At 56.0% G+C, this 20,890-nt stretch carries 15 protein-coding genes and 1 pseudogene; 7 read left to right on the top strand and 9 right to left on the bottom strand.

What is annotated here, in order from left to right; genetic code table 11:
• Nucleotides 1-16 precede the first annotated feature (16 nt).
• Entirely contained in the window at nt 17-2,383 is a 2,367-nt protein-coding gene (locus GA0061070_RS18915; RefSeq protein ID WP_090137541.1) for a glycoside hydrolase family 31 protein, read from the bottom strand.
• 15 nt (nt 2,384-2,398) lie between these two features.
• Nucleotides 2,399-3,700, bottom strand: a complete 1,302-nt coding sequence (locus GA0061070_RS18910; RefSeq protein WP_090137540.1) for an MFS transporter — start codon at nt 3,698-3,700, stop codon at nt 2,399-2,401.
• Nucleotides 3,701-3,996: 296 nt separating this feature from the next.
• On the opposite strand from GA0061070_RS18910, the gene GA0061070_RS18905 reads away from it, so the two are divergent.
• Complete coding sequence (locus GA0061070_RS18905; RefSeq protein WP_090137539.1) at nt 3,997-5,070, top strand: LacI family DNA-binding transcriptional regulator; 1,074 nt, start codon at nt 3,997-3,999, stop codon at nt 5,068-5,070.
• Here GA0061070_RS18905 and GA0061070_RS18900 read toward each other — a convergent pair.
• From GA0061070_RS18900 to GA0061070_RS18885, 4 genes are all read right to left on the bottom strand, one after another.
• Entirely contained in the window at nt 5,067-6,326 is a 1,260-nt protein-coding gene (locus GA0061070_RS18900) for a DUF1479 domain-containing protein (protein ID WP_090137538.1), read from the bottom strand. The two genes, GA0061070_RS18905 and GA0061070_RS18900, sit on opposite strands and share 4 nt — an antisense overlap.
• Before the next feature lie 153 nt (nt 6,327-6,479).
• Nucleotides 6,480-7,295, bottom strand: coding sequence for a Cof-type HAD-IIB family hydrolase (locus GA0061070_RS18895; protein WP_090137537.1), 816 nt, complete (start codon nt 7,293-7,295; stop codon nt 6,480-6,482).
• Between the two features lie 201 nt (nt 7,296-7,496).
• A complete protein-coding gene (locus tag GA0061070_RS18890; RefSeq protein WP_090137536.1) occupies nt 7,497-9,929 on the bottom strand; it encodes a formate C-acetyltransferase/glycerol dehydratase family glycyl radical enzyme in 2,433 nt (810 codons plus the stop codon).
• Between the two features lie 4 nt (nt 9,930-9,933).
• A complete protein-coding gene (locus tag GA0061070_RS18885; protein WP_090137535.1) occupies nt 9,934-10,833 on the bottom strand; it encodes a glycyl-radical enzyme activating protein in 900 nt (299 codons plus the stop codon).
• Between the two features lie 134 nt (nt 10,834-10,967).
• Between GA0061070_RS18885 and fsa the strand changes: the two genes are divergently transcribed.
• Complete coding sequence (gene fsa / locus GA0061070_RS18880) at nt 10,968-11,630, top strand: fructose-6-phosphate aldolase (RefSeq protein WP_090137534.1); 663 nt, start codon at nt 10,968-10,970, stop codon at nt 11,628-11,630.
• A gap of 36 nt (nt 11,631-11,666) precedes the next feature.
• Here the strand turns inward: fsa and moeB are convergent, their stop codons facing one another.
• Both moeB and moeA read right to left on the bottom strand, forming a co-directional pair.
• A complete protein-coding gene (gene moeB / locus GA0061070_RS18875; RefSeq protein ID WP_090137533.1) occupies nt 11,667-12,416 on the bottom strand; it encodes a molybdopterin-synthase adenylyltransferase MoeB in 750 nt (249 codons plus the stop codon).
• A 2-nt stretch (nt 12,417-12,418) separates the two neighbouring features.
• Nucleotides 12,419-13,651: a molybdopterin molybdotransferase MoeA gene (gene moeA, locus GA0061070_RS18870; RefSeq protein WP_090137532.1), complete on the bottom strand. Its 1,233-nt coding sequence runs from the start codon at nt 13,649-13,651 to the stop codon at nt 12,419-12,421.
• 190 nt (nt 13,652-13,841) lie between these two features.
• Here moeA and GA0061070_RS18865 point away from each other — a divergent pair.
• The 5 genes and pseudogenes from GA0061070_RS18865 to gsiD form a co-directional block, all read left to right on the top strand.
• A pseudogene (locus GA0061070_RS18865) lies at nt 13,842-13,961 on the top strand (beta-aspartyl-peptidase); the annotation flags it as partial.
• Between the two features lie 10 nt (nt 13,962-13,971).
• Nucleotides 13,972-15,843 carry a glutathione ABC transporter ATP-binding protein GsiA gene (gsiA, locus tag GA0061070_RS18860; protein WP_090137531.1) on the top strand — a complete coding sequence of 624 codons (1,872 nt, stop codon included), beginning with the start codon at nt 13,972-13,974 and terminating at the stop codon, nt 15,841-15,843.
• 33 nt (nt 15,844-15,876) lie between these two features.
• Nucleotides 15,877-17,418: a glutathione ABC transporter substrate-binding protein GsiB gene (gsiB, locus tag GA0061070_RS18855; RefSeq protein ID WP_090137530.1), complete on the top strand. Its 1,542-nt coding sequence runs from the start codon at nt 15,877-15,879 to the stop codon at nt 17,416-17,418.
• 50 nt (nt 17,419-17,468) lie between these two features.
• Complete coding sequence (gene gsiC, locus GA0061070_RS18850; protein ID WP_090137529.1) at nt 17,469-18,389, top strand: glutathione ABC transporter permease GsiC; 921 nt, start codon at nt 17,469-17,471, stop codon at nt 18,387-18,389.
• 2 nt (nt 18,390-18,391) lie between these two features.
• The gene (gene gsiD, locus GA0061070_RS18845) at nt 18,392-19,303 is read left to right on the top strand and encodes a glutathione ABC transporter permease GsiD (protein WP_090137528.1); all 912 of its coding nucleotides are present in this window, start codon (nt 18,392-18,394) and stop codon (nt 19,301-19,303) included.
• Between the two features lie 106 nt (nt 19,304-19,409).
• Here gsiD and rimO read toward each other — a convergent pair whose 3' ends face one another.
• Nucleotides 19,410-20,732, bottom strand: a complete 1,323-nt coding sequence (rimO, locus tag GA0061070_RS18840) for a 30S ribosomal protein S12 methylthiotransferase RimO (RefSeq protein ID WP_090137527.1) — start codon at nt 20,730-20,732, stop codon at nt 19,410-19,412.
• Nucleotides 20,733-20,890: the final 158 nt, after the last annotated feature.

Here is a 20,890-nt window from a genome sequence, read left to right as displayed (position 1 = left end):
CACCATCCGGCTTATTTTAGCTAAACACCCACTCGTTTGCTGCCACGCCATTAATCAATAACTGGCGTTTATCTCCCACAGGCAGTGTCACTTTCAGCGACTGCCAGGCCGGGCGGTAATCACCGCGGGTGCGCACCTGTAAATCCACGGTGCTGCCGCTGCAAACCATTTCCCACTCCAGCCACAGCGCATTACCGTCTTTATATCCCCAGGACTCGCCATCATCTTCAAACAGCAGGCCGTGAGAACGCCCCGTACCTTTTACCGGGAAGAGTTTCAGCTCGCGGGTGGTATCCGCTTTGGCATCCACATGCGAGATGCGCTCGCTCATCGGCAATCCGGCACCGGCACGAACCAGCAGCGGCAGGGTTTCCAGCGGTGCATCCAGCGTTACCCACTGGCCTGGCGCATACCAGACGCCGCTGTAAAAGTCATACCAGCCGCTGTCGTTGGCCGGCAACCACACGCGGCGTTCGCGCTGGCCGGGTTCAACCACGCTGGCGACAAGAATATCGCGACCGAGCAGGAAGTCGTCGCACTCTTCAAACGTCTGTTGGTCATGCTCATGGTCAAGGAACGTCGGGCGCAGCATCGGTTCATCGTCGGCGTGCGCCTGCCACAACAGCGTGTAGAGATAGGGCAACAGGCGGTAGCGCAACTCAATGGCGCTGCGGATCGCTGGCGTAATTGCCGGGTACATCCACGGTTCGTTCACCGTATGATCGTCGTTCCATGAATGGATGGTAAAGCGCGGATGCATCACGCCGTTCTGTACCCAGCGAACGAACAGTTCCGCATCCGGTTTATCGCCGGAGAAACCGCCAACATCGTGACCGACGTTATACAACCCGGAAAGGCTCATGCCAACACCCATACGCGTGTTATAACGCAGCGTATCCCAGTTGGTGCGGTTATCACCGCTCCAGGTCTGCACATAGCGCTGCATTCCCGCGCAGCCGGAACGGGAGATCAGATACGGGCGTTTCTGCGGCGCAAAACGCTGCTGCGCTTCCATTGAGGCGCGCATCATCAGCAACGGCATCACCGGGCGGATATGTTTGATGGCGATTTCGCGGCCAAAACCCTGACAGCGCGCTTCGCCGTCCCACACTTCAAACTCGTTGTTATCGTTCCAGGTGGAATCAATCCCCATCTCAAGTAGTTGCGTGGTCACACCGTTCTGCCACCAGGCAACGGTCTGCGGGTTAGTAAAATCGAGATGAGAACCTTCGTCGTCCCAGAAGCTTGAACGCTCAGGCGCGTCGCATTCCGAATCGCGAATAAACAGGCCTTTCTCCGCCACTTCGTTATAGCGCGGATGATCCTGCAACAAGCAGGGTTTGATATTCGCCGCCAGCTTCAGCCCGGCATCGTGAAACGCCTGGCTCATCACTTTCGGCTGCGGCACTTTGTCGTAGTTCCAGTTAAAGACGTAGCGCTTACCGTTAATTGAGGTATAACCGGACGAGAGCTGGAATGAATCGCACGGAATCGCATGTTCTTCGCACAGGCGAATAAAGTTCATCAGCTGATTTTGCGCATCCGGCGCATCGGTATAATGCATAGTCGAGCCGCTGTAACCGAGGCTCCATTTCGGCCCAAACAGGGTTTTCCCTGTCAGGCGGACAAACGCTTTAGTCACATCCAGTGCGCGTGCGCCGGTAAAAATGTAGTAATCGATATCACCGGCTTCGGCTTGCCAGCGGCGGTAAGCGGTGTGGTAGTTATCGATTTCATTACCCAGATCCAGCCAGCAACTGCTGAGGTTGTCATAAAACAGGCCGTAGCTGATATCGTCCCGGCGCGTCAGGGTAAAGGGAATGTGCTTGTACAGCGGATCGGTGCTGGCGGCGTTGTATCCCATTGCATCAAGATTGCGCATTTCATAGCGTTGGCCGTTACGTTGCAGGTTGCCTGCTTTTTCGCCGAGACCGTAAAAGCGCTCCTCTTTTTTACGGCTGAGGTAGTGCGCCACGCCGTCGCCGTGCGCGTTTACCAGATAGGCACTGGTAGGACGATCGCTCGCCAGCCACTGCCACTCGCCCGCGTCATCGCGGTAGTGCCACTCCAGCCACAGCAGCTGATGAACTGTCACACGTAGCTTCGCGCTTTCCAGTACCAGCGTGTCGGTCTGCTGCGTCAGCGTCCAGGCGGGCAGGGTGAAACCCGACAACTCTTCGCGCGAGCGGCCTTCCCACGGTACATCCTCACGCGGCGCGATACTCCAGGTTCTGTCCAGTGCCAGTTCGCCTTTGCGTTTCAGCAGCACGCGAAACAGATGTTCTTCCAGCACATACAGGCACAAGGTGTGTTGCCCATCCACCAGCAACTCAACGTGGTTAGCTGCCTGTTTTTGTAACGTCCAGTTCTTCAGCGTTTTCATTTCAACGATCCACAATCAGGCGCGTTTAGCGCGACGTTCAGCAATAAATGTCACCAGGAACAGAGCGCCAATCAGGTCAAAGAAACCCATGGCAATAAACAGCGGATTGAAGCCAATCTTGTCGGCGGTTACGCCGATCAACAGTGAAAAGAGGAAGCTGGCGATCCACGCCGCCGAGCCGCGCATGCCGTTCACGGTCGCCATCTGCCCTTTATCGAAGGACTCGACCACCAGCGCACTCAACATGCAGGAGATGATCTGGTGGCCAAAACCGCCAATCGAAATCAACACAATGGTGATGTAGGGATCGCGAGTAATAGCGACCACAGCCAGTGAAATCATCAGGAATGCGCCGGTCACGGAGCTGGCTACTACCGAGTTAACGCGAGTGCAGCCAAAGCAGCGGGTATAGAGTTTGGTCAGATAACCGCTTGCCACGCTGCCGAGGTCAGCGGCGAGGAACGGAAGCCAGGCGAACATAGCAATCTGCTTCAGATCCATGCCGTGCTCTTTCGCCAGATAGAGCGGCACCCAGAAACTCAACACTGCCCACGCGGGCTCCGCCATGAAAGCGGGAATGGCAATACCGTAGAAGCGTCTGTTTTTCGATACGGTTTTCAGCGCGGTGAAGAAGGGGAGTTTCACCGCCGGTGGTTCGTGATCTTGTTGAATAAAGGCCAGCTCGTCCTTGCTCAGGTTCGGGTGTTTATCCGGATTATGGTAAAATGCCCACCACAATATCACCCACACCAGCGCCAGCACGCCGGTAAACATAAACGCACCTTGCCAGCCAAACGAGGCATGAGCGAAGTAGATAATCGGCGGTGCCAGCATCGCGCCAATTGAGAAGCCAACGCCTGCCCAGCCCGCAGCAACAGGCCGCTCCGCTTTCGGGAACCATTCGCCAATGGTTTTGGCGTTCGCTGGTGTTGCAGCGGCTTCCGATGCGCCCATGGTAAAGCGCAGGATCGCCAGATGCACCCAGTTGGCCGCGCCTGCGTGGAAGATACAGGCCAGCGCCCAGATAATGGCGCACACCATAAAGCCGACTTTCAGGCCGATAACATCAATCAGCCAGCCGCACAGCGGCTGGAAAATGGTGTAAGCGAGCTGAAAGGCACCGACAATCCAGGAGTACTGTTCGGTGGTGATGCCGAGGCTGGTTTTCAGTTCCGGTGCCAGAATGCCCAGCGAGTTACGGGTGATGTAGTTCACCGTCACGCCGAATAAAAACAGCACCAGCATCCACCAGCGTAATTTTTTCACTATCCGGCGGCTCTTGCTGGCCGCCATTTCGTTGTTGATTCCCTGGCTCATTCTTTTCTCCGCACATCGTTTTGTAGGGAAGTCGGGGCGAGTCTTACGGATTGGTTAAACCGCAGTCGTTCGCCAGAACATTTTTTTCGTTTTTGCCATCAAACTGCATACAACTAGTATGGAAGTTGTACGACGGGTTTACGTTAGGTGATAAAAATGCTCAGCCATAGCGGATTTTGTGCAAGGATTCTCATCAATGGCGGAAAATATGCGGCAAACTCTTTTTCAGCCCATGAATAGCAGGGTTTATAGTTCATGAAAATTTTCCCATTCAGCAAACGGAGCGAGATCACAGAATGGATAAAAAGCTGAAAATCAGTGAAATTGCCCGTCGCACAAACCTCTCTACCAGTACCGTTTCCCGGGTTTTGGCCGGGAAAGCGAATACCAGCGAGCGGGCACGCAGTGCGGTGCTCGCATGCGCCCGTGAACTCGGCGTAATGGAAGGCATTGCTGCCGGGCGTCTGTTGCTGAATAACCTGGTGGTATTTGCGCCGCAGCGCGCTTTTGATGAGCGGTCCGACATCTTTTATTACCGCGTGATCCAGAGCATCAACAAAGCACTCGACTCTCACGAAGTACGGCTGCGCTACTGTGCCCTTGAGGAGTTGGACAGCGACGCCAGTACGTTTCTTGACAGGATGCAGTCCGCAGAAACGCAGGCAGCGATCCTGCTCGGCATTGACGATCCACACATTCACGATCTGGCCGCGGAGAGCGGTAAACCCTGCGTGCTGATCAACTGTCGCGACGGGCGGATGCGTCTACCGTCGATTGCGCCGGATCACCGCACTATTGGTGAATTTGCTGCACGATATCTGTTTGATATGGGCCACCGGGACATGGTGGCGGTTATGTGCCTGCGCCGCTACACCATGGATCTGCGGCTGGCGGGGATCAAAGATGCCTGGCTGCATGACAATTTGCGCTTTAACAGCAAGCGCAATTTGATCACGGTTCCCAGTTTCAGCGCCCGCGAAGCGCAGCAGCGGGTGGGAGAATGGCTGGATGACCCGGCGCATAATGTGCCGCCCACGGCGTTTCTCGTCAGTGGGGATTTTATGGCAGAAGGTACGGTGAGTGCATTGCAGCAGCGCGGTTTGCGTGTGCCGCAGGATGTCTCGGTGATGAGTATTGATGCATTTAACCTGGCGGCGATTCAGGATGTCCCGCTGACAGCAGTGCATGTTCCGCGCGATGAGCTGGGTGTTGAAGCGGTGCATCTGTTACAGCAGCGGTTGATCCGTCCGCAGGCGGCGGTCGGTTCGCTACTGTTGAACGGTACGCTGGCGGTGCGGGAATCGGTACGGCGGATACGTTCGGGGCAGCAACGCACCGCCGTTGAATGCCAGGGGCTGTACGACGCTTAAACTTCAATACCCAGCGCGCGTTTGCCGTGCGCATTCAGATCATCAAGCGTAAAGCGGCCTGTCCAGTCGCTTTCGTAGTTCTCGCGCGGGAAATCCCCCGGTGATGCGCCTTGCTCCAGTGCCACTTTCACCTTGCGCGCATAGGCAAGGTTCTTCTCGCACAGTGGTGCTGCGGGAATATACATCACATTTCCCCAGCCCTGCTGGTTTTCTACCGGCGCGACCGAGTGGATAACATCGCAGTGCCACCATACGGAATCGCCCGCGTCCAGTGCCGGTATGCTGCTGAGCGCCTCAATCAGCAGCGGGTGCCACCTCTCTGAAACCGGCAGAACGCGACCCGGCGCGACACCACACAGCTCATCTTCCGGCACATCATCAAGCAGCGGACGCAGCAGGATATACGCCATCGCTTCCGGGATCGGCACCACATGCAGCAATCCCTGGCCGGGGATCATGTCCGATAGCGCCGTCCAGCCCTGGAAGGTACGGAACACCGAGCATTTGGTGGTGTTATCCACCGTGTACTCTTCCACCTCGGTGCGATGCGCGGCATCCCACGGATCGTACTCTTCCAGTTTGCCGTTAAACACGTTGGCGAACACGCGCTGATAAGCGGGCAGCAACCAGCGCTCCAGTGCGCCGGAATCGGTATGCGCACCGAGCCCTTTCGAGGTCGTACCCGGCGGGCGGCGGCGGATGCGATCCGGGTAGATCACGCTGATATCCGGGTCGAACCACTGGCGGCCCTGGCTTTCGAAACGCCACAGGCGATTAAGGAAAGATTGCACCGTTGCCATTTCATTGCTCTGCCGCGCCTGCATCTGTGCCTGCGACCAGTAAATCGGATATATTTCCGGGCGCGACGCTTCCAGCGTGCCGAAGAAGCTGTCGCCCGGGCCTTTATAGAGATCGTCAAAATGGTTGGCGTCGAGATAATCCAGCATTGCGCGATCCCAGCCCAGCGCCCGATCGCGCGGGAAATGGCCTTTAATCACCACGCAGCCGCGCTGCTTAATCAGCGCCCGCTGCGCATCGCTGACGCGGCCCTGCGCAACATCGGCGTAAGGGATTTGTGGCCAGACCGATTCGCCGCGCGCTTGCAGCGCTTTGATCTCCGCGACGCGAGCGGCAATCTGCTGACTCAGGCGGTTAAAGACGCTTTGCACGTCGCCGATTTGCGCGCGCAGTGCCTGTTTCATCTGACGAATCGATGCTTTGTGATCGGCAGGCAAGGTCTCGCTGGTAAACGTCATGTGAACCTCTCAACTTTCATTCGAAATAAATTTAACTTACAAATGATAATCTAAGTTAAAAATAAGTTAATGCAAGTTTAAAAATTTGATGGGGAGCACAAAGGGAGAAAAGAAGGGCAGGAAAAAAGCCGGAGCGGGCGCTCCAGCGGGTGGTTAGCGGTCGAACGGCGCACTATTTTCGAGCACGGCCTGAATCACGTTCAGCGCGCCCTGATGATTGTTGTCATCGGTCTGATGGCGGGCGATGGCTTTAATAGCATCCCCGGCGTTGCCCATAGCAAAGGAGAATTCCGTCATCCGCAGCATTTCGGCGTCATTCCCACTGTCGCCAATGGTGACACACTGCTGTGGTGACACACCCCAACGTTTAAGCAGGCGGGTAATACCGTTGGCTTTATGCAGACCAGGGATAATCAAATCAACGAAGCCAAAACCGCTGGTAACCGGCTTCATAATGCCATCAAGAGAGACATGCAATTCATCGATTAGCTGCGGAATATCGCTATCCGGTAAGTTCAGCGAGAACTTAAACAGCGTGTCGTCAATCTGCTGGAAATCGCGCACCGGTTTTAAACGGTAGTAGTGTTTTGACATCAGATCGACAAATTCTGCCGGGGCGTTCTCGCTTACGTAGGCGCTTTCCAGCCCGCAGGCGACAAAGTTCAGGCTATTGTCTTTTAACAGTTTGCCGATGACGACCTGGGTTTCGTGACGGGTCAACTCACCGTGAAACAGTTGCTGGCCATGTTCAAACACCAGCGCGCCATTTTCGGCGACGAAGCTAATCGTCTCTTTCAGTTCCGGGAAGAAGGAGATCAACTGGTAATACTGGTTGCCGCTGGCGACCACAAACTCGATACCGCGTTGCTGAAGTTGCTGGAATTGCGCCATAAACCGCGTGCGATCGTACTGCTTGGCGTCATCAAGGAAAGTTCCGTCCATATCAGTGACGATAACTTTGACGGTCATATTTGCGCTCCTGAATATTTTTGTAACGAGCAATATTCTAGAGACAATGTGAGCTGATGCACAAATTTTATTTCATATGAAAGTTTAACCGTCGTCTTTCGAACCGCAGCCAACGTACCTGCGGTTCGAAATCCATAGGTTAAAAAGTGTGAAGGGAATGGGGATGGCCGCTATCTGGCAATCAGCCATCCGGCAATCACCTTACAAGGTGTGCTCGGTGCGGGCGATAATATCGTCCTGCGTATCCGGCGACAGGGCGGTGAAGAACGCCGAGTAACCCGCGACACGCACCACTAAATCGCGGTACTGATCCGGATGCTTTTTCGCTTCCAGCAGCGTCTCGCGCGAGACAATGTTGTACTGAATATGCCAGCCCTTATGCACTTCAAAGAAGGTGCGCAGCAGCACCATCAGTTTCTGCTTATCACTCTCGTTTTCCAGCGTTGCCGGGTTCAGTTTCTGGTTTAACAACACGCCGCCGAGGATCGCTTCGACCGGCAGTTTACCCACCGAACTGATAACCGCCGTAGGGCCAAGATGATCAGTACCGGAAGCCGGGCTTGCGCCTTCTGCCAGCGGAGTATGCGCTTTGCGGCCATCCGGCGTCGCCATGGTGGCGGCACCAAACGGCACGTTGGCGGAAATCGACGATGTTCCGGCGTAGTAATTGCCGCCAATCGGGCCGCGGCCGTAGCGCGGATTATGGTACTGTTTCAGCTCATCGATATAGGTCTGATAGGCGCGCACCAGCAGGTTATCCACACTGTCATCGTCGTTACCGTATTTCGGCGCGCTGTTCACCAGCCGCTGGCGCAGTTGTTCGTGCGTCAGGCCGTCAAAATCCGCTGCCAGTGCTTCTGCCAGTTGCTGCTGCCCGATTACACCCTGATCAAAGACCAGTTTTTTCACTGCGGCCAGGCTGTTGCCGAGGTTGGCGATCCCGACCTGCAAACCAGAAACCCAGTCATACTTCGCGCCGCCCTGTTTGATGCTTTTCGCCCGTTCTATGCAGTCGTCAACCAGCGCCGAGCAGAGAATATCCGGCACGTTCTCTTCCAGCATGGTATCGACGACGTACTCGATCTCGATGGATTTACGCGTGTAATAGCGGATCTGCCGATCCCACGCCTGCATCACGTCATCAAATGCTGCAAAGTTACCGGCGGAAAGCGCTTTGCTCTGCGGCAGGAAGACCTTGCCGCTGGTGGCATCGCGACCGCCTTCCAGCGCGGCCAGCATCACGCGGGCAAAGTTGATAAAGCTCATGCCGGTGCAGCGGTAACCCCATTTGCCGCCAACTGCGGTTTCGATACAGCCAATCGCGGCATAGTCATAGGCATCGGCGGTTTCTACGCCCAGTTTGATAAATTCCGGGATCACAATTTCGTCGTTATTGAACGCTGGCATGCCGAAGCCGCAGCGGATCACCTGCACGCAGGCGTCGAGGAAGTCATTGCTCATCCCGGCGTGATAACGCACGCTCAGGTTCGGCTGCGTCGAGCGCAGACGGCCGCAGGATTCGAGAATTGCATACGACAGCGGGTTTACCGCATCCTGCGCTGTGCCGTTCACCCACTGCTGACCGCCGATGGTGACGTTCTGGTACAGCGGGCTACCTGCCGATGCTTTCGAGTGCGAGCCGGAACGGATCTTGTTCACTTCCAGCAGCTTCAGCCAGCAACTGTGCAGCAGCTCGATGGCATCTTCCCGTTGCAATGACTGTTGCAGTTCAACATCGCGGCGGTAGTAGGGATAGAGGTACTGATCCATGCGGCCGAACGATACCGAGTGACCGTTGGATTCAATCTGCAAAATTAGCTGGATAAAATAGCAAAGCTGTAACGCCTGCCAGAAGGTTTTCGGCGGTTCATGGGCAATAATCAGGCAGTTTTCCGCCATCACCAGCAGCTCGTCACGGCGGCTTTGGCGCGTTTCTTCCCCCGCCATTTTCTGTGCCAGATCGGCAAAACGCTCAATATGCAGGCTCACAGCCTCAAGCACGATATCAATCGCTTTCAGGAACTGGTCGCCGTGCAGATCGTCAAGCACCGTCAGGTTGATGCGCGTGCGGCGTTCATCCACTTTATGCCGCAGGCCATCCAGCCCTTTCTCCAGCAGTAGCGGGAAGTTGACGGCGAGGTGCGCATCGCCGGAAGTCATATTACCTTCGGCTTTAACAATGCCAGTGTCGAGCAGCGCTTTTTGTTCGTCGGTAAACATGCCGTAGCAACGATCCTGTACCGTCTGGCCGCGCCACCACGGGCAGATTTCATGCAGTATGCGCTTATTCTCTTCGCTGACGGCAAAACCGGCACCGGGGCGATCCGCCAGTTCGTCGATCTCTTTTTCAATCCACGAAACGGTGTATTCCGGGAAGATCGGCGCGGCGCGAACTTCGCTGGCCTGGTTGCCAATAATCAACTCGTCATGCTTGATCCAGATTGTGCGCTGTGCCAAATGGTACGCCAGTGCCAGCGCGCGACGCACTGGCAGCGGTTTATCCATATTCTGCTGATAAACTTGGGTGTAATGGCGGGCGCGCTCGGTGCAGACCGGCGGTTTAACAATATGGACCAGCGCCGTTTTATGCGCTTTGATGCGGTCAGTCAGCGTGTTCAGTTGCAGGGTGGTCATGGTGTTATCCTCGTAATGTCGCCGTCAGCCCTTTCTGGCGAGCAAAATTCTCGGCAAATGCCAGCAATTGCGGGGCATCGAGCGCCTTTTCAGGGGCAGTATAGGGTTCGCCAAGCAGGTGATACTTATTCATGCCCAGCGTGTGGTAAGGCAAAAAATGGATGTCGCTGACGTTCAGCTCGTTGGCGGCAAACGTGGTAATGGCTTTGATCGATGCTTCGTCAGCGTTAAAACCGGGGATTAGCGGCACGCGAATGGTTATCTTTTTCCCCGCCTGCGCTAACCGTTTCAAGTTGTCGAGCACGCGCCTGGCCGAGCCGCCTGTCCACTGATGAAACACTGCGTCATCAACGTGCTTTAAATCCGCCAGAAACAGATCAACATAAGGCAGAGAAGGCGCGATATAGCGCCACGGCACATGCAGGCAGGTTTCCACCGCTGTATGAATACCTTGCTGGTGGCTGCTTTGCAGCAGCGCCTGCGCCAGTTTCGGGTTCATAAACGGTTCACCGCCGGAAAGGGTAATACCGCCACCGCTGCGCAGGTAAAAGGGTTTATCGCGCAGCACAGTGGCCATGATTTCATCAACGCTTTGCGTTTCGCCGCAGACGCTCAGCGCCTGGGTTGGGCAGCAATCAGTCAGGGCGTTAAGTTGCGCATCGTTTAGCTTTTCCCTGTGGATCAGTAAACCGTTCAGCGCACGCTCAATAACCTGCGGTGCAGCCTGCTGGCACAAATCGCAACCTGCAAGGCACAGACGCTCATCAAACAGCAAGTCGCGTGTGCGGGAGCGGCTTTCCGGGTTCTGGCACCAGCGGCAGCTCAGCGAACAGCCCTTCAGAAAGACCACCGTACGAATGCCGGGGCCATCGTGGGTGGAATAGCGCTGAATATTGAAAATCATAACCTGCCTCCGTTGCTTCATATGAATATTAAATTACTTTCGAATGAAAGTTATTTTGATAAAGGTCAACTCTTAGGCAGGTTGCCGCGTGATAGCGTTAAAGCATGCGAAAACTCACACTTCAGGTGAAAACGATGGAACTCTATCTTGATACCTCTGATATTGCGGCAGTGAAAAAGCTGGCGCGTGTCTTCCCGTTGGCGGGCGTAACCACGAACCCCAGCATTGTCGCCAGCGGCGCTGTGCCAATTGAGAAACTGCTGCCTGCCTTGCATGAGGCGCTGGACGGCCGTGGGCGGCTGTTTGCCCAGGTGTTGGCGAATGATGCTGCCGGTATGGTGGCCGAAGCGCATAAGCTGCGGGAAATGGTGGCCGATCTGGTGGTGAAAGTGCCGGTGACAGCAGAAGGCCTGGCGGCCATCAAGCGCTTAAAAGCGGAAGGTATTCCGACGCTCGGTACTGCCGTTTACGGTGCAGCGCAGGGATTGTTGGCGGCGCTGGCGGGCGCTGAGTATATCGCGCCGTATGTTAACCGCGTGGATGCGCAGGGTGGCGACGGAATTCAGACCGTGACGGATTTGCAGCGCCTGCTCACACTGCATGCGCCGCAATCGAAAGTGCTGGCGGCGAGCTTTAAAACACCGCGCCAGGCGCTGGACTGCCTGCTGGCGGGGTGCGGATCTATTACGCTGCCGCTGGATGTGGCGCAGCAGATGATTGCCGCTCCGGCAGTGAGTGCGGCCGTTGAGAAGTTTGAACAGGACTGGCTGGCGGCCTTTGGTCGCGTCACGCTCTGAGTGATAAGCCGGGTGGCGTACCATCCGGCAACGAATTCAGCCGCCGCATACCTCACAGGCGGGATTTCGCGGCAGTTTCATTTCGCGGAACTGGCAGGTCATTGCATCATACATGACGATTTTTCCCGCCGCTGGCGTGCCATAGTGTGCCAGTACTTTTATCGCTTCCATTGCTTGCAACGAACCAATCACGCCCACTAATGGCGCCATCACCCCGGCTTCCACGCAGGTCAGCGCGTTTTCGCCAAACAGGCGGCTCAGACAGTGATAGCAGGGGGTATTTTCTTGCCAGGTAAAGACGCTGATCTGCCCCTCCATACGAATGGCCGCGCCGGACACCAACGGTACTTTATGCTGAAAACAACCCGCGTTGAGTTGATTGCGAATAGCGACATTATCGGTGCAGTCCAGCACCAGGTCATGGGCGGCAATTTGCGCGAACAGCGCTGTTTCATCCAGCAGCGTATTGATGACGGTGTACTGTGCGTGCGGGTTAATGCGCAGCAGCGATTCGCGGGCGGAATCCACTTTTGCCGCACCGATATCCGCATCGCTGTGCAGCGTCTGGCGTTGCAGATTGGAGAGCGCCACGGTATCGAAATCGAGCAGTGTCATCTGTCCGGCGCCCGCCGCCGCCAGATACTGCGCCGCAGCGCAACCCAGGCCACCCAGGCCGACCACCAGCACGCGGGCGGCTTTTAACCGCTCCTGACCGTCAAAATCAAAACCGCGCAGAATGATCTGCCGGTTGTAGCGCATCATCTCCGCATCGCTGAGTTCGACCATCTTTAGCCTCCAAAAAGAGGGGTAAACATCTCAACGTCTACCCATTCGCCCGCTTCGATATTGCCGCGCTCACGCTCCAGTACCACGAAACAGTTGCCCTGGCTGAAGGAGCTGAATATGTGCGAACCCTGATGCCCGGTGCTGCGCACTTCCAGCGAGCCATCTTTGCCACGGCTTACTATGCCGCGCTGGAAATCGAGACGCCCCGGTGTCTTTTTCAACCGCTCCACGGCGCGGGCGCGAAAACGCAGCGGCTGGAAAACGGCCGTATCGCCACTCAGTTTTGCCAGCAACGGCTGCACCAGTTGGTAGAAGGTGAGGACAGCGGAAACCGGATTGCCGGGCAGACCGCAGAACCAACTGTGGCTCAGCTTGCCGAAGGCGAACGGTTTACCGGGCTTAATCGCCAGCTTCCAGAAGGCGATCTCACCCAGTTCGTCGAGGATGGTTTTTGTGTAATCGGCTTCACCTACCGACACGCCACCGGAGCTGATTACGACATCGGCCTGCTGATCTGCGGCAATAAAGGTCGCGCGCAGTTTTTCCGGATCGTCCGCAATAATACCGAGGTTAATCACCTCGTAACCCAGTTGCGTCAGCATCAGATGGATAGCCAGGCGGTTGGTGTCATAAATTTGCCCGTCGGCCAGCGGTTGTCCCGGCAGTTGCAGCTCATCACCGGTAGAGAACAGCGCCACGCGTACTTTACGCAGCACAGAAACTTCAGCAATACCCAGCGACGCCAGCACTGGCAACTCGGCAGCGGTCAGTTTAGTACCGGCGCGAAACACCACGGCGTCTTTGGTGATATCTTCACCGACCCTGCGGATGTTCTGATTTTTGCGTACCTCGGCGGTAAAGCGGATACCGGCGTCTGTTTGCTCGGTTTGTTCCTGCATCACCACGGCATCGCAACCGGCAGGAATCGGTGCACCGGTCATAATGCGCACGCAGGTGCCCGCTGGCCACTCGCCTAAGAAAGGCTGCCCGGCAAAGGCTTTGCCCGCCACCGGTAACGCGCTGCCGTTATTGACATCGGCGATACGCACGGCATAACCGTCCATCGCCGAGTTATCAAAACCGGGGACATTTAGCGGGGAGATAATATCTTCCGCCGCCACGCGGCCAAAGCAGGCGATGAGCGGCAATGTTTCACTTTCTGTCAGTGGTGTAATACGTGACAACATCTGTGACAGGGCCGTCTCCAGTGAGATCAGGCCATTTGATGATTCCATATTTACTGTCCTGCACAATGCGTTGAGGGGCACATTATGGCAGAAAAGGTGTGTCGCCAACACGCTTCACAGATACCTCGTTGTAATCACATCGCTTTACATCGTTGTAACGAATTTTTATATTCACAAATCGTCGGAAACGAAGAGAACCCAGGCAGCACAAATGGTGAAAGTGGTAATCGCAATACATGGCGGGCTGATTGCTATCGATCGTGAAGGTAATGTCGTATTGCCGTTTAACAGCGAAGGGATGTACTGCGCCTGGGGCTATGCCAGCGATGCGCCGAATGTAGGCATTTATTGTGAGTAAGGAGAGTGGGGTGTCGCACGGAGTAGAGACAGATGCCGATGTGGTGCTGGATGTCTGCAATCTGAATATCGGTTTTCGTGATGAAAAAGTGCTGATCCCGGCGGTACACCACCTCTCATTCTCCCTGAAACGTGGCGAAACGCTGGCTATTGTCGGCGAATCCGGCTCCGGTAAATCGGTGACCGCGCTGTCGCTGCTGCGCCTGATTGAACAGGCGGGCGGTGAAGTGAGCTGCGATCATATGCGTCTGACGCGGCGCAATAGTCAGAAAGTGGAACTGACCCACCTCTCTTCGTCACAGATGCGCAGCGTGCGCGGTGCCGACATTGCGATGATTTTTCAGGAACCGATGACCTCGCTCAACCCGGTCTTCCCGGTTGGTGAGCAGATTGCCGAGTCGATTCGCCTGCACCAGCGGCTGGGGCGTGAAGATGCGATGAATGAAGCGCGCCGCATGCTCGACCTGGTGCGCATTCCGGAGTCGCAGGCCACTTTATCCAGCTTTCCGCATCAGCTTTCCGGTGGTATGCGCCAGCGGGTGATGATTGCGATGGCGCTGTCGTGTCGCCCGGCGGTGCTGATCGCCGATGAGCCGACCACCGCGCTGGATGTCACGATCCAGGCGCAGATCCTGCAATTGATTGCGGTGCTGCAAAAAGAGATGTCGATGGGGGTGATTTTTATCACTCACGACATGGGCGTGGTGGCGGATGTCGCCGATCGGGTTCTGGTGATGAACAATGGCGAAGCGGTGGAGACTGGCACGGTCGATCAGGTTTTCAATGCGCCGTCTCATCCTTATACCAAAGCGCTACTGGCCGCAGTGCCTAAACTCGGCGCGATGAATGGCAGCAACCTGCCGCGCCGTTTTCCGCTAATTTCCATGAAAAACCCTCAGTATCAGGAAGCGGAAACCGAACAGAATACCGAGGTGCCGGGTGAGCCGATTTTGCAGGTACGCGACCTGGAGGTGCGCTTTCCGCTGCGCAGTGGCATTCTCAACCGTGTGACCAAAGAGGTGCATGCGGTGGAAGGCATCAGCTTTGATCTCTGGCCGGGCGAAACGCTGTCGCTGGTCGGTGAATCCGGCTGCGGAAAGTCAACTACCGGGCGGGCGCTGCTGCGGCTGGTGGAGAGTCAGGGCGGTTCGATTATCTTTAACGGTCAGCGGATCGACACGTTGCCGGACAGCAAATTGAAGCAGGTGCGTCGCGATATTCAGTTTATTTTCCAGGATCCTTGTGCTTCGCTGGATCCCCGTCAGACGGTGGGCGATTCTATTATCGAGCCGCTGCGGGTGCACAATTTATTAGCAGATAAAGAGGGGCATCAGCGGATTGAGTGGTTGCTGGAACGCGTCGGTCTGAAACCGGAGCACGCCTGGCGTTATCCACATGAATTTTCTGGCGGTCAGCGCCAGCGCATCTGCATTGCCCGTGCGCTGGCGCTGAATCCGCGCGTGGTGGTAGCGGATGAGCCGGTCTCTGCGCTGGATGTCTCTATCCGTGCGCAGATCATCAATTTATTGCTCGATCTTCAGCGTGAAATGGGGATCGCGTTCCTGTTTATTTCCCACGATATGGCGGTGGTGGAGCGTATCAGCCACCGGGTGGCGGTAATGTACCTTGGGCAGATTGTTGAGATTGGTCCACGCCGCGCGGTATTCGAAAACCCGCAACACCCCTATACGCGCAAATTAATGTCGGCGGTTCCGGTGGCCGATCCTGCGCATACTCATGCGCAAAGAGTGCTGTTATCTGATGACATGCCCAGCAATATCCTCAAGCCTGGCGAGTCGATGCAACGCGTGCAGTTGCAGAACGTGGGGCCGGGGCACTATGTCGCCCGTTCCACGCCTGGCAGTACGCAGTCCCGTTTTTAACTGAGTAGTGGCAGGGTTATTCAGGAGAGCAACATGACACAATTCGTTTACCGGCAGTGGCGGATCGTTGCAGGCGTGTTGTTCGCGCTGACCGCTACGCAGGCCTTTGCCATGAAAGACGTAGTGGTTGCGGTTGGCTCCAATTTCACCACGCTCGATCCCTATGATGCCAATGACACGTTGTCGCAGGCGGTAGCGAAATCCTTTTATCAGGGGTTGTTTGGCCTGAATAGAGATATGCAACTGGAGAATGTGCTGGCGCAAAGCTACACGGTTTCTGCCGACGGGCTGATCTACACCATTTTTCTGCGGCAGGGCGTGAAGTTTCAGGATGGAACCGATTTTGACGCTGCGGCCGTTAAGGCCAACCTCGATCGCGCCAGCGATCCGGATAGCAGCCTGAAGCGCTACAACCTGTATAAAAATATCGATTTAACCGAGGTGGTGGACCGCTACACGGTAAAAATCATTCTTAAGCAGCCCTTCTCGGCGTTTATCAATATCCTGGCGCATCCGGCTACGGTGATGATCTCCCCGGCGGCGCTGAAAAAGTACGGCAAAGATATCGGTTTTCATCCGGTAGGGACCGGCCCGTATGAACTGGAAGACTGGAATCAGACCGACTTTGTGAAGGTGAAGAAGTTCGACGGCTACTGGCAGAAAGGGCTGCCAAAACTCGATTCCATCACCTGGCGCCCGGTGGTGGATAACAATACCCGTGCGGCGATGCTGCAAACCGGCGAGGCGCAGTTCGCATTTCCGATCCCTTATGAGCAGGCGGAAGTGCTAAAGAGAAACAGCAAACTTGAACTGGTCGCCAGCCCGTCGATTTTGCAGCGCTACATCAGCATGAATGTCACGCAAAAGCCGTTTGATAACCCAAAAGTGCGCGAAGCGATTAACTACGCTATCAACCGCCCGGCGCTGGTGAAGGTGGCTTTTGCCGGTTTCGCCACGCCCGCGACTGGCGTGTTGCCGCCATCGATCCTCTATTCGCAGGCGTATCAGCCCTGGCCTTACGATCCGGCAAAAGCCCGCGAGCTGTTAAAAGAGGCGGGTTATCCGCAGGGCTTCACCACGACGCTATGGTCGTCGCACAACCACAGTACCGCGCAGAAGGTGTTGCAGTTTACCCAGCAGCAACTGGCGCAGGTAGGGATTAAAGTGCAGGTGACAGCGATGGATGCCGGGCAGCGCGCGGCGCAAGTGGAAGGCGAAGGACAGAAGCAGAGCGGCGTACGCATGTTTTATACCGGCTGGTCGGCCTCAACCGGCGAAGCGGACTGGGGGCTGTCGCCGCTGTTTGCTTCATGGAACTGGCCGCCGACGCAGTTCAACACCGCGTTTTACAGTAACCCTCAGGTGGATAAAGACTTTGTTGATGCGCTGAGAATCACCAACCCACAAGAGAAAGAGCGTTTGTACAAGCAGGCGCAGGACATCATCTGGCAGGAATCTCCATGGGTGCCGCTGGTGGTGGAAAAGTTGGTCTCCGCGCATAACAAGAAGCTGACCGGTTTCTATATCATGCCAGATACCGGGTTCAGTTTTGACAATGCTGATTTGGTGAAATAACTGACTCATTCCACCTTGACTTGATGGAAGGGGGTATGAGGGAACGAGCGATGCTGAATTATATTATTAAACGTCTGCTGGGCCTGATCCCGACGCTACTGATTGTGGCCGTGCTGGTGTTTCTGTTTGTGCATTTACTGCCCGGCGATCCGGCTCGTCTGATTGCCGGGCAGGAGGCTGACGCGCAGGTGATTGAACTGGTGCGCCGTCAGCTTGGGCTGGATCAGCCGCTGTGGTTACAGTTCTGGCACTACATCACCAGCGCGTTGCAGGGGGATTTCGGCATTTCGATGGCGTCCCGCCGCCCGGTGGCGGAGGAGATCGCCAGCCGCTTTATGCCGACGCTGCTGTTAACCCTCACCAGCATGTTCTGGGCGATGCTGTTCGGGTTGGGCGCGGGAATTGCCGCCGCCGTGTGGCGCAACCGCTGGCCGGATCATCTGGGAATGGCGTTGGCGGTCACCGGGATCTCATTCCCCGCTTTTGCGCTGGGGATGTTGCTGATGCAAATCTTCTCCGTTGAATTGGGCTGGCTGCCGACTGTGGGCGCTGATAGCTGGCGGCACTATATTTTGCCTTCTCTGACGCTGGGCGCGGCCGTGGCCGCCGTGATGGCGCGCTTCACTCGCGCTTCGTTTGTCGATGTGCTGAATGAAGATTATATGCGCACCGCGCGCGCGAAAGGCGTCAGCGAACGTTGGGTGATACTTAAGCACGGTCTGCGTAATGCGATGATCCCGGTCGTCACCATGATGGGGCTACAATTTGGCTTCCTGCTGGGCGGCTCGATTGTGGTGGAAAAAGTCTTTAACTGGCCGGGGCTGGGACGTTTGCTGGTGGACTCGGTGGATATGCGCGACTATCCGGTGATCCAGGCGGAGGTGCTGCTCTTCTCGCTGGAATTTATTCTTATCAACTTGGTGGTTGATGTGCTCTACGCCGCGCTCAACCCTGCTATCAGGTATAAGTAAGGATGCGATTGTTTAACTGGCGCCGACAGGCGATTCTGAAGGCCATGCCGGTGGTGAAACCGGGACATGTCCGCACGCCGTGGCATGAGTTCTGGCGACGTTTTTGCCGTCAGCCGCTGGCTATGGCTGCCGGGCTGTTTGTATTGCTGCTGATCCTGCTGGCAGTGATCGCGCCGTGGATTGCTCCCTATGATGCGGAAACTTACTTCGACTATGACCGCCTGAATGAGGGGCCGTCGCTGGTGCACTGGTTCGGCGTCGATTCTCTGGGGCGCGATATCTTCAGCCGCGTGCTGGTTGGCGCACAAATCTCGCTGGCGGCCGGTCTTTTTGCCGTACTGATTGGCGCAGCCATTGGGACGGTACTTGGGCTACTGGCGGGTTATTACGAAGGCTGGTGGGATCGCCTTATCATGCGCATCTGTGATGTGCTGTTCGCTTTTCCCGGCATTTTGTTGGCGATCGCAGTGGTGGCGGTGATGGGAAGTGGGATGGCGAACGTGATCATCGCCGTGGCCGTATTCTCGGTACCCGCTTTTGCCCGTCTGGTGCGCGGCAATACGCTGGTGCTGAAGCAGCAGACGTTTATCGAGTCGGCGCGCAGCATCGGCGCCAGTGATGCGGTGATTTTGTTTCATCATATTCTGCCGGGAACGGTATCGTCGATAGTGGTCTATTTCACCATGCGTATCGGCACCTCGATTATCTCTGCCGCCAGCCTGTCGTTTCTCGGTATGGGCGCACAGCCGCCGACGCCGGAGTGGGGCGCGATGCTCAATGAAGCCCGTGCGGATATGGTGATTGCCCCGCATGTGGCGCTGTTTCCGTCACTGGCGATCTTTCTGACGGTGCTGGCGTTTAATCTGTTCGGCGACGGCCTGCGCGACGCGCTGGATCCGAAGATTAAAGGATAAGGCCGAACGGATATATGCCGGGTGGTGGCTTCGGCTTATCCGGCCTGGGAGAAATAGGCTACAACAGAAACAACAAACCCGGCATATTGGCCGGGTTTTCATGGACTTAAACGCGAGTTCCCCACAGGTCGTACTCGTCGGCGTTTTCCACTTTCACGCGGATTATATCGCCCGGTTTGACACGCGTTTCACCGTTCAGGTACACCGCGCCGTCGATCTCCGGCGCATCTGCCATGCTGCGGCCAATCGCGCCTTCTTCATCCACTTCATCAATGATGACGAGAATTTCGCGGCCGATTTTTTCCTGCAAACGTTCCGCCGAGATCTGCTGCTGCAACTGCATAAAGCGGTTCCAGCGCTCCTCTTTCACTTCTTCCGGCACCTGATCCGCCAGCTCGTTGGCCGTTGCGCCTTCCACCGGGCTGTATTTGAAGCAGCCGACGCGATCCAGACGCGCCTCTTTCAGGAAATTCAGCAGCATCTGGAAATCTTCTTCGGTTTCGCCAGGGAAGCCAACGATAAAGGTGGAGCGCAGGGTCAGCTCCGGGCAAATCTCACGCCACTGTTTGATGCGCGCTAATTGACGATCGACCGAACCCGGACGTTTCATCAGCTTGAGAATGCGCGGGCTGGCGTGTTGCAGCGGGATATCCAGGTACGGCAGGATTTTGCCTTCCGCCATCAGCGGAATAACATCATCAACGTGCGGATATGGATAAACATAATGCAGGCGCGTCCAGACGCCGAGCTTCGCCAGTTGCTCGCACAGGCCGACCATACTGGTTTTTACCGGCTCGCCGTTATGGAAGCCCATGCGGTGTTTCACATCCACGCCGTAAGCGGAAGTATCCTGCGAGATCACCAGCAACTCTTTCACGCCCGCATCGACCAGACGTTTGGCTTCGGCCAGCACATCGCCAATCGGACGGCTTACCAGATCGCCGCGCATCGACGGGATGATGCAGAAAGTGCAACGGTGGTTACAGCCTTCGGAAATTTTCAGATACGCGTAGTGGCGCGGTGTCAGCTTTACGCCCTGTTCCGGCACCAGGCTGGTAAACGGGTTGTGCTTCGGTTTCGGCACATAGTGATGAACATGGGAAAGCACCTGCTCATAGCTGTGTGGCCCGGTGATTTCCAGCACCTTCGGATGCACTTCGCGGATTTGATCTTTTTTCGCGCCCAGGCAACCAGTCACGATAACTTTGCCATTTTCGTTCAGCGCTTCGCCGATGGCTTCCAGCGACTCTTGCACCGCGCTGTCGATAAAGCCGCACGTATTGACGATAACCATATCGGCATCGTTATAAGTCGGGACAACGTCGTAACCTTCAGTGCGCAGCTCGGTAAGGATGCGTTCAGAATCGACCAGGTTTTTCGGACAGCCTAGTGATATAAATCCAATCTTAGACATTTTTTGTACAATCATTTACTCACAATGCCGGGGATTATATAGATGCCGCAACTTTATAGCTACATCAGGTGGTCAAGTTGTAGTCCCCCCTGAATTTAGTCTTACCGCACAATAGATTTCTCTGGTTAAAATACAACCAATGGAGGCTCATCATGAAGAAAGCGCGTTTCACA

This window comes from Kosakonia oryziphila (assembly GCF_900094795.1).
GTDB lineage: Bacteria > Pseudomonadota > Gammaproteobacteria > Enterobacterales > Enterobacteriaceae > Kosakonia > Kosakonia oryziphila.
The sequence above is the reverse complement of the archived record's forward strand: the minus strand, read 5'-3'. Positions and strand labels throughout refer to the sequence as shown.

Bases quoted from the DNA above. Each gene is read 5' to 3' on its own strand.
- GA0061070_RS18915 (WP_090137541.1), bottom strand. From the start codon at position 2,383: ATGAAAACGCTGAAGAACTGGACGTTACAAAAACAGGCAGCTAACCAC.
- GA0061070_RS18910 (WP_090137540.1), bottom strand. From the start codon at position 3,700: ATGAGCCAGGGAATCAACAACGAAATGGCGGCCAGCAAGAGCCGCCGG.
- GA0061070_RS18905 (WP_090137539.1), top strand. From the start codon at position 3,997: ATGGATAAAAAGCTGAAAATCAGTGAAATTGCCCGTCGCACAAACCTC.
- GA0061070_RS18900 (WP_090137538.1), bottom strand. From the start codon at position 6,326: ATGACGTTTACCAGCGAGACCTTGCCTGCCGATCACAAAGCATCGATT.
- GA0061070_RS18895 (WP_090137537.1), bottom strand. From the start codon at position 7,295: ATGACCGTCAAAGTTATCGTCACTGATATGGACGGAACTTTCCTTGAT.
- GA0061070_RS18890 (WP_090137536.1), bottom strand. From the start codon at position 9,929: ATGACCACCCTGCAACTGAACACGCTGACTGACCGCATCAAAGCGCAT.
- GA0061070_RS18885 (WP_090137535.1), bottom strand. From the start codon at position 10,833: ATGATTTTCAATATTCAGCGCTATTCCACCCACGATGGCCCCGGCATT.
- fsa (WP_090137534.1), top strand. From the start codon at position 10,968: ATGGAACTCTATCTTGATACCTCTGATATTGCGGCAGTGAAAAAGCTG.
- moeB (WP_090137533.1), bottom strand. From the start codon at position 12,416: ATGGTCGAACTCAGCGATGCGGAGATGATGCGCTACAACCGGCAGATC.
- moeA (WP_090137532.1), bottom strand. From the start codon at position 13,651: ATGGAATCATCAAATGGCCTGATCTCACTGGAGACGGCCCTGTCACAG.
- gsiB (WP_090137530.1), top strand. From the start codon at position 15,877: ATGACACAATTCGTTTACCGGCAGTGGCGGATCGTTGCAGGCGTGTTG.
- gsiC (WP_090137529.1), top strand. From the start codon at position 17,469: ATGCTGAATTATATTATTAAACGTCTGCTGGGCCTGATCCCGACGCTA.
- gsiD (WP_090137528.1), top strand. From the start codon at position 18,392: ATGCGATTGTTTAACTGGCGCCGACAGGCGATTCTGAAGGCCATGCCG.
- rimO (WP_090137527.1), bottom strand. From the start codon at position 20,732: ATGATTGTACAAAAAATGTCTAAGATTGGATTTATATCACTAGGCTGT.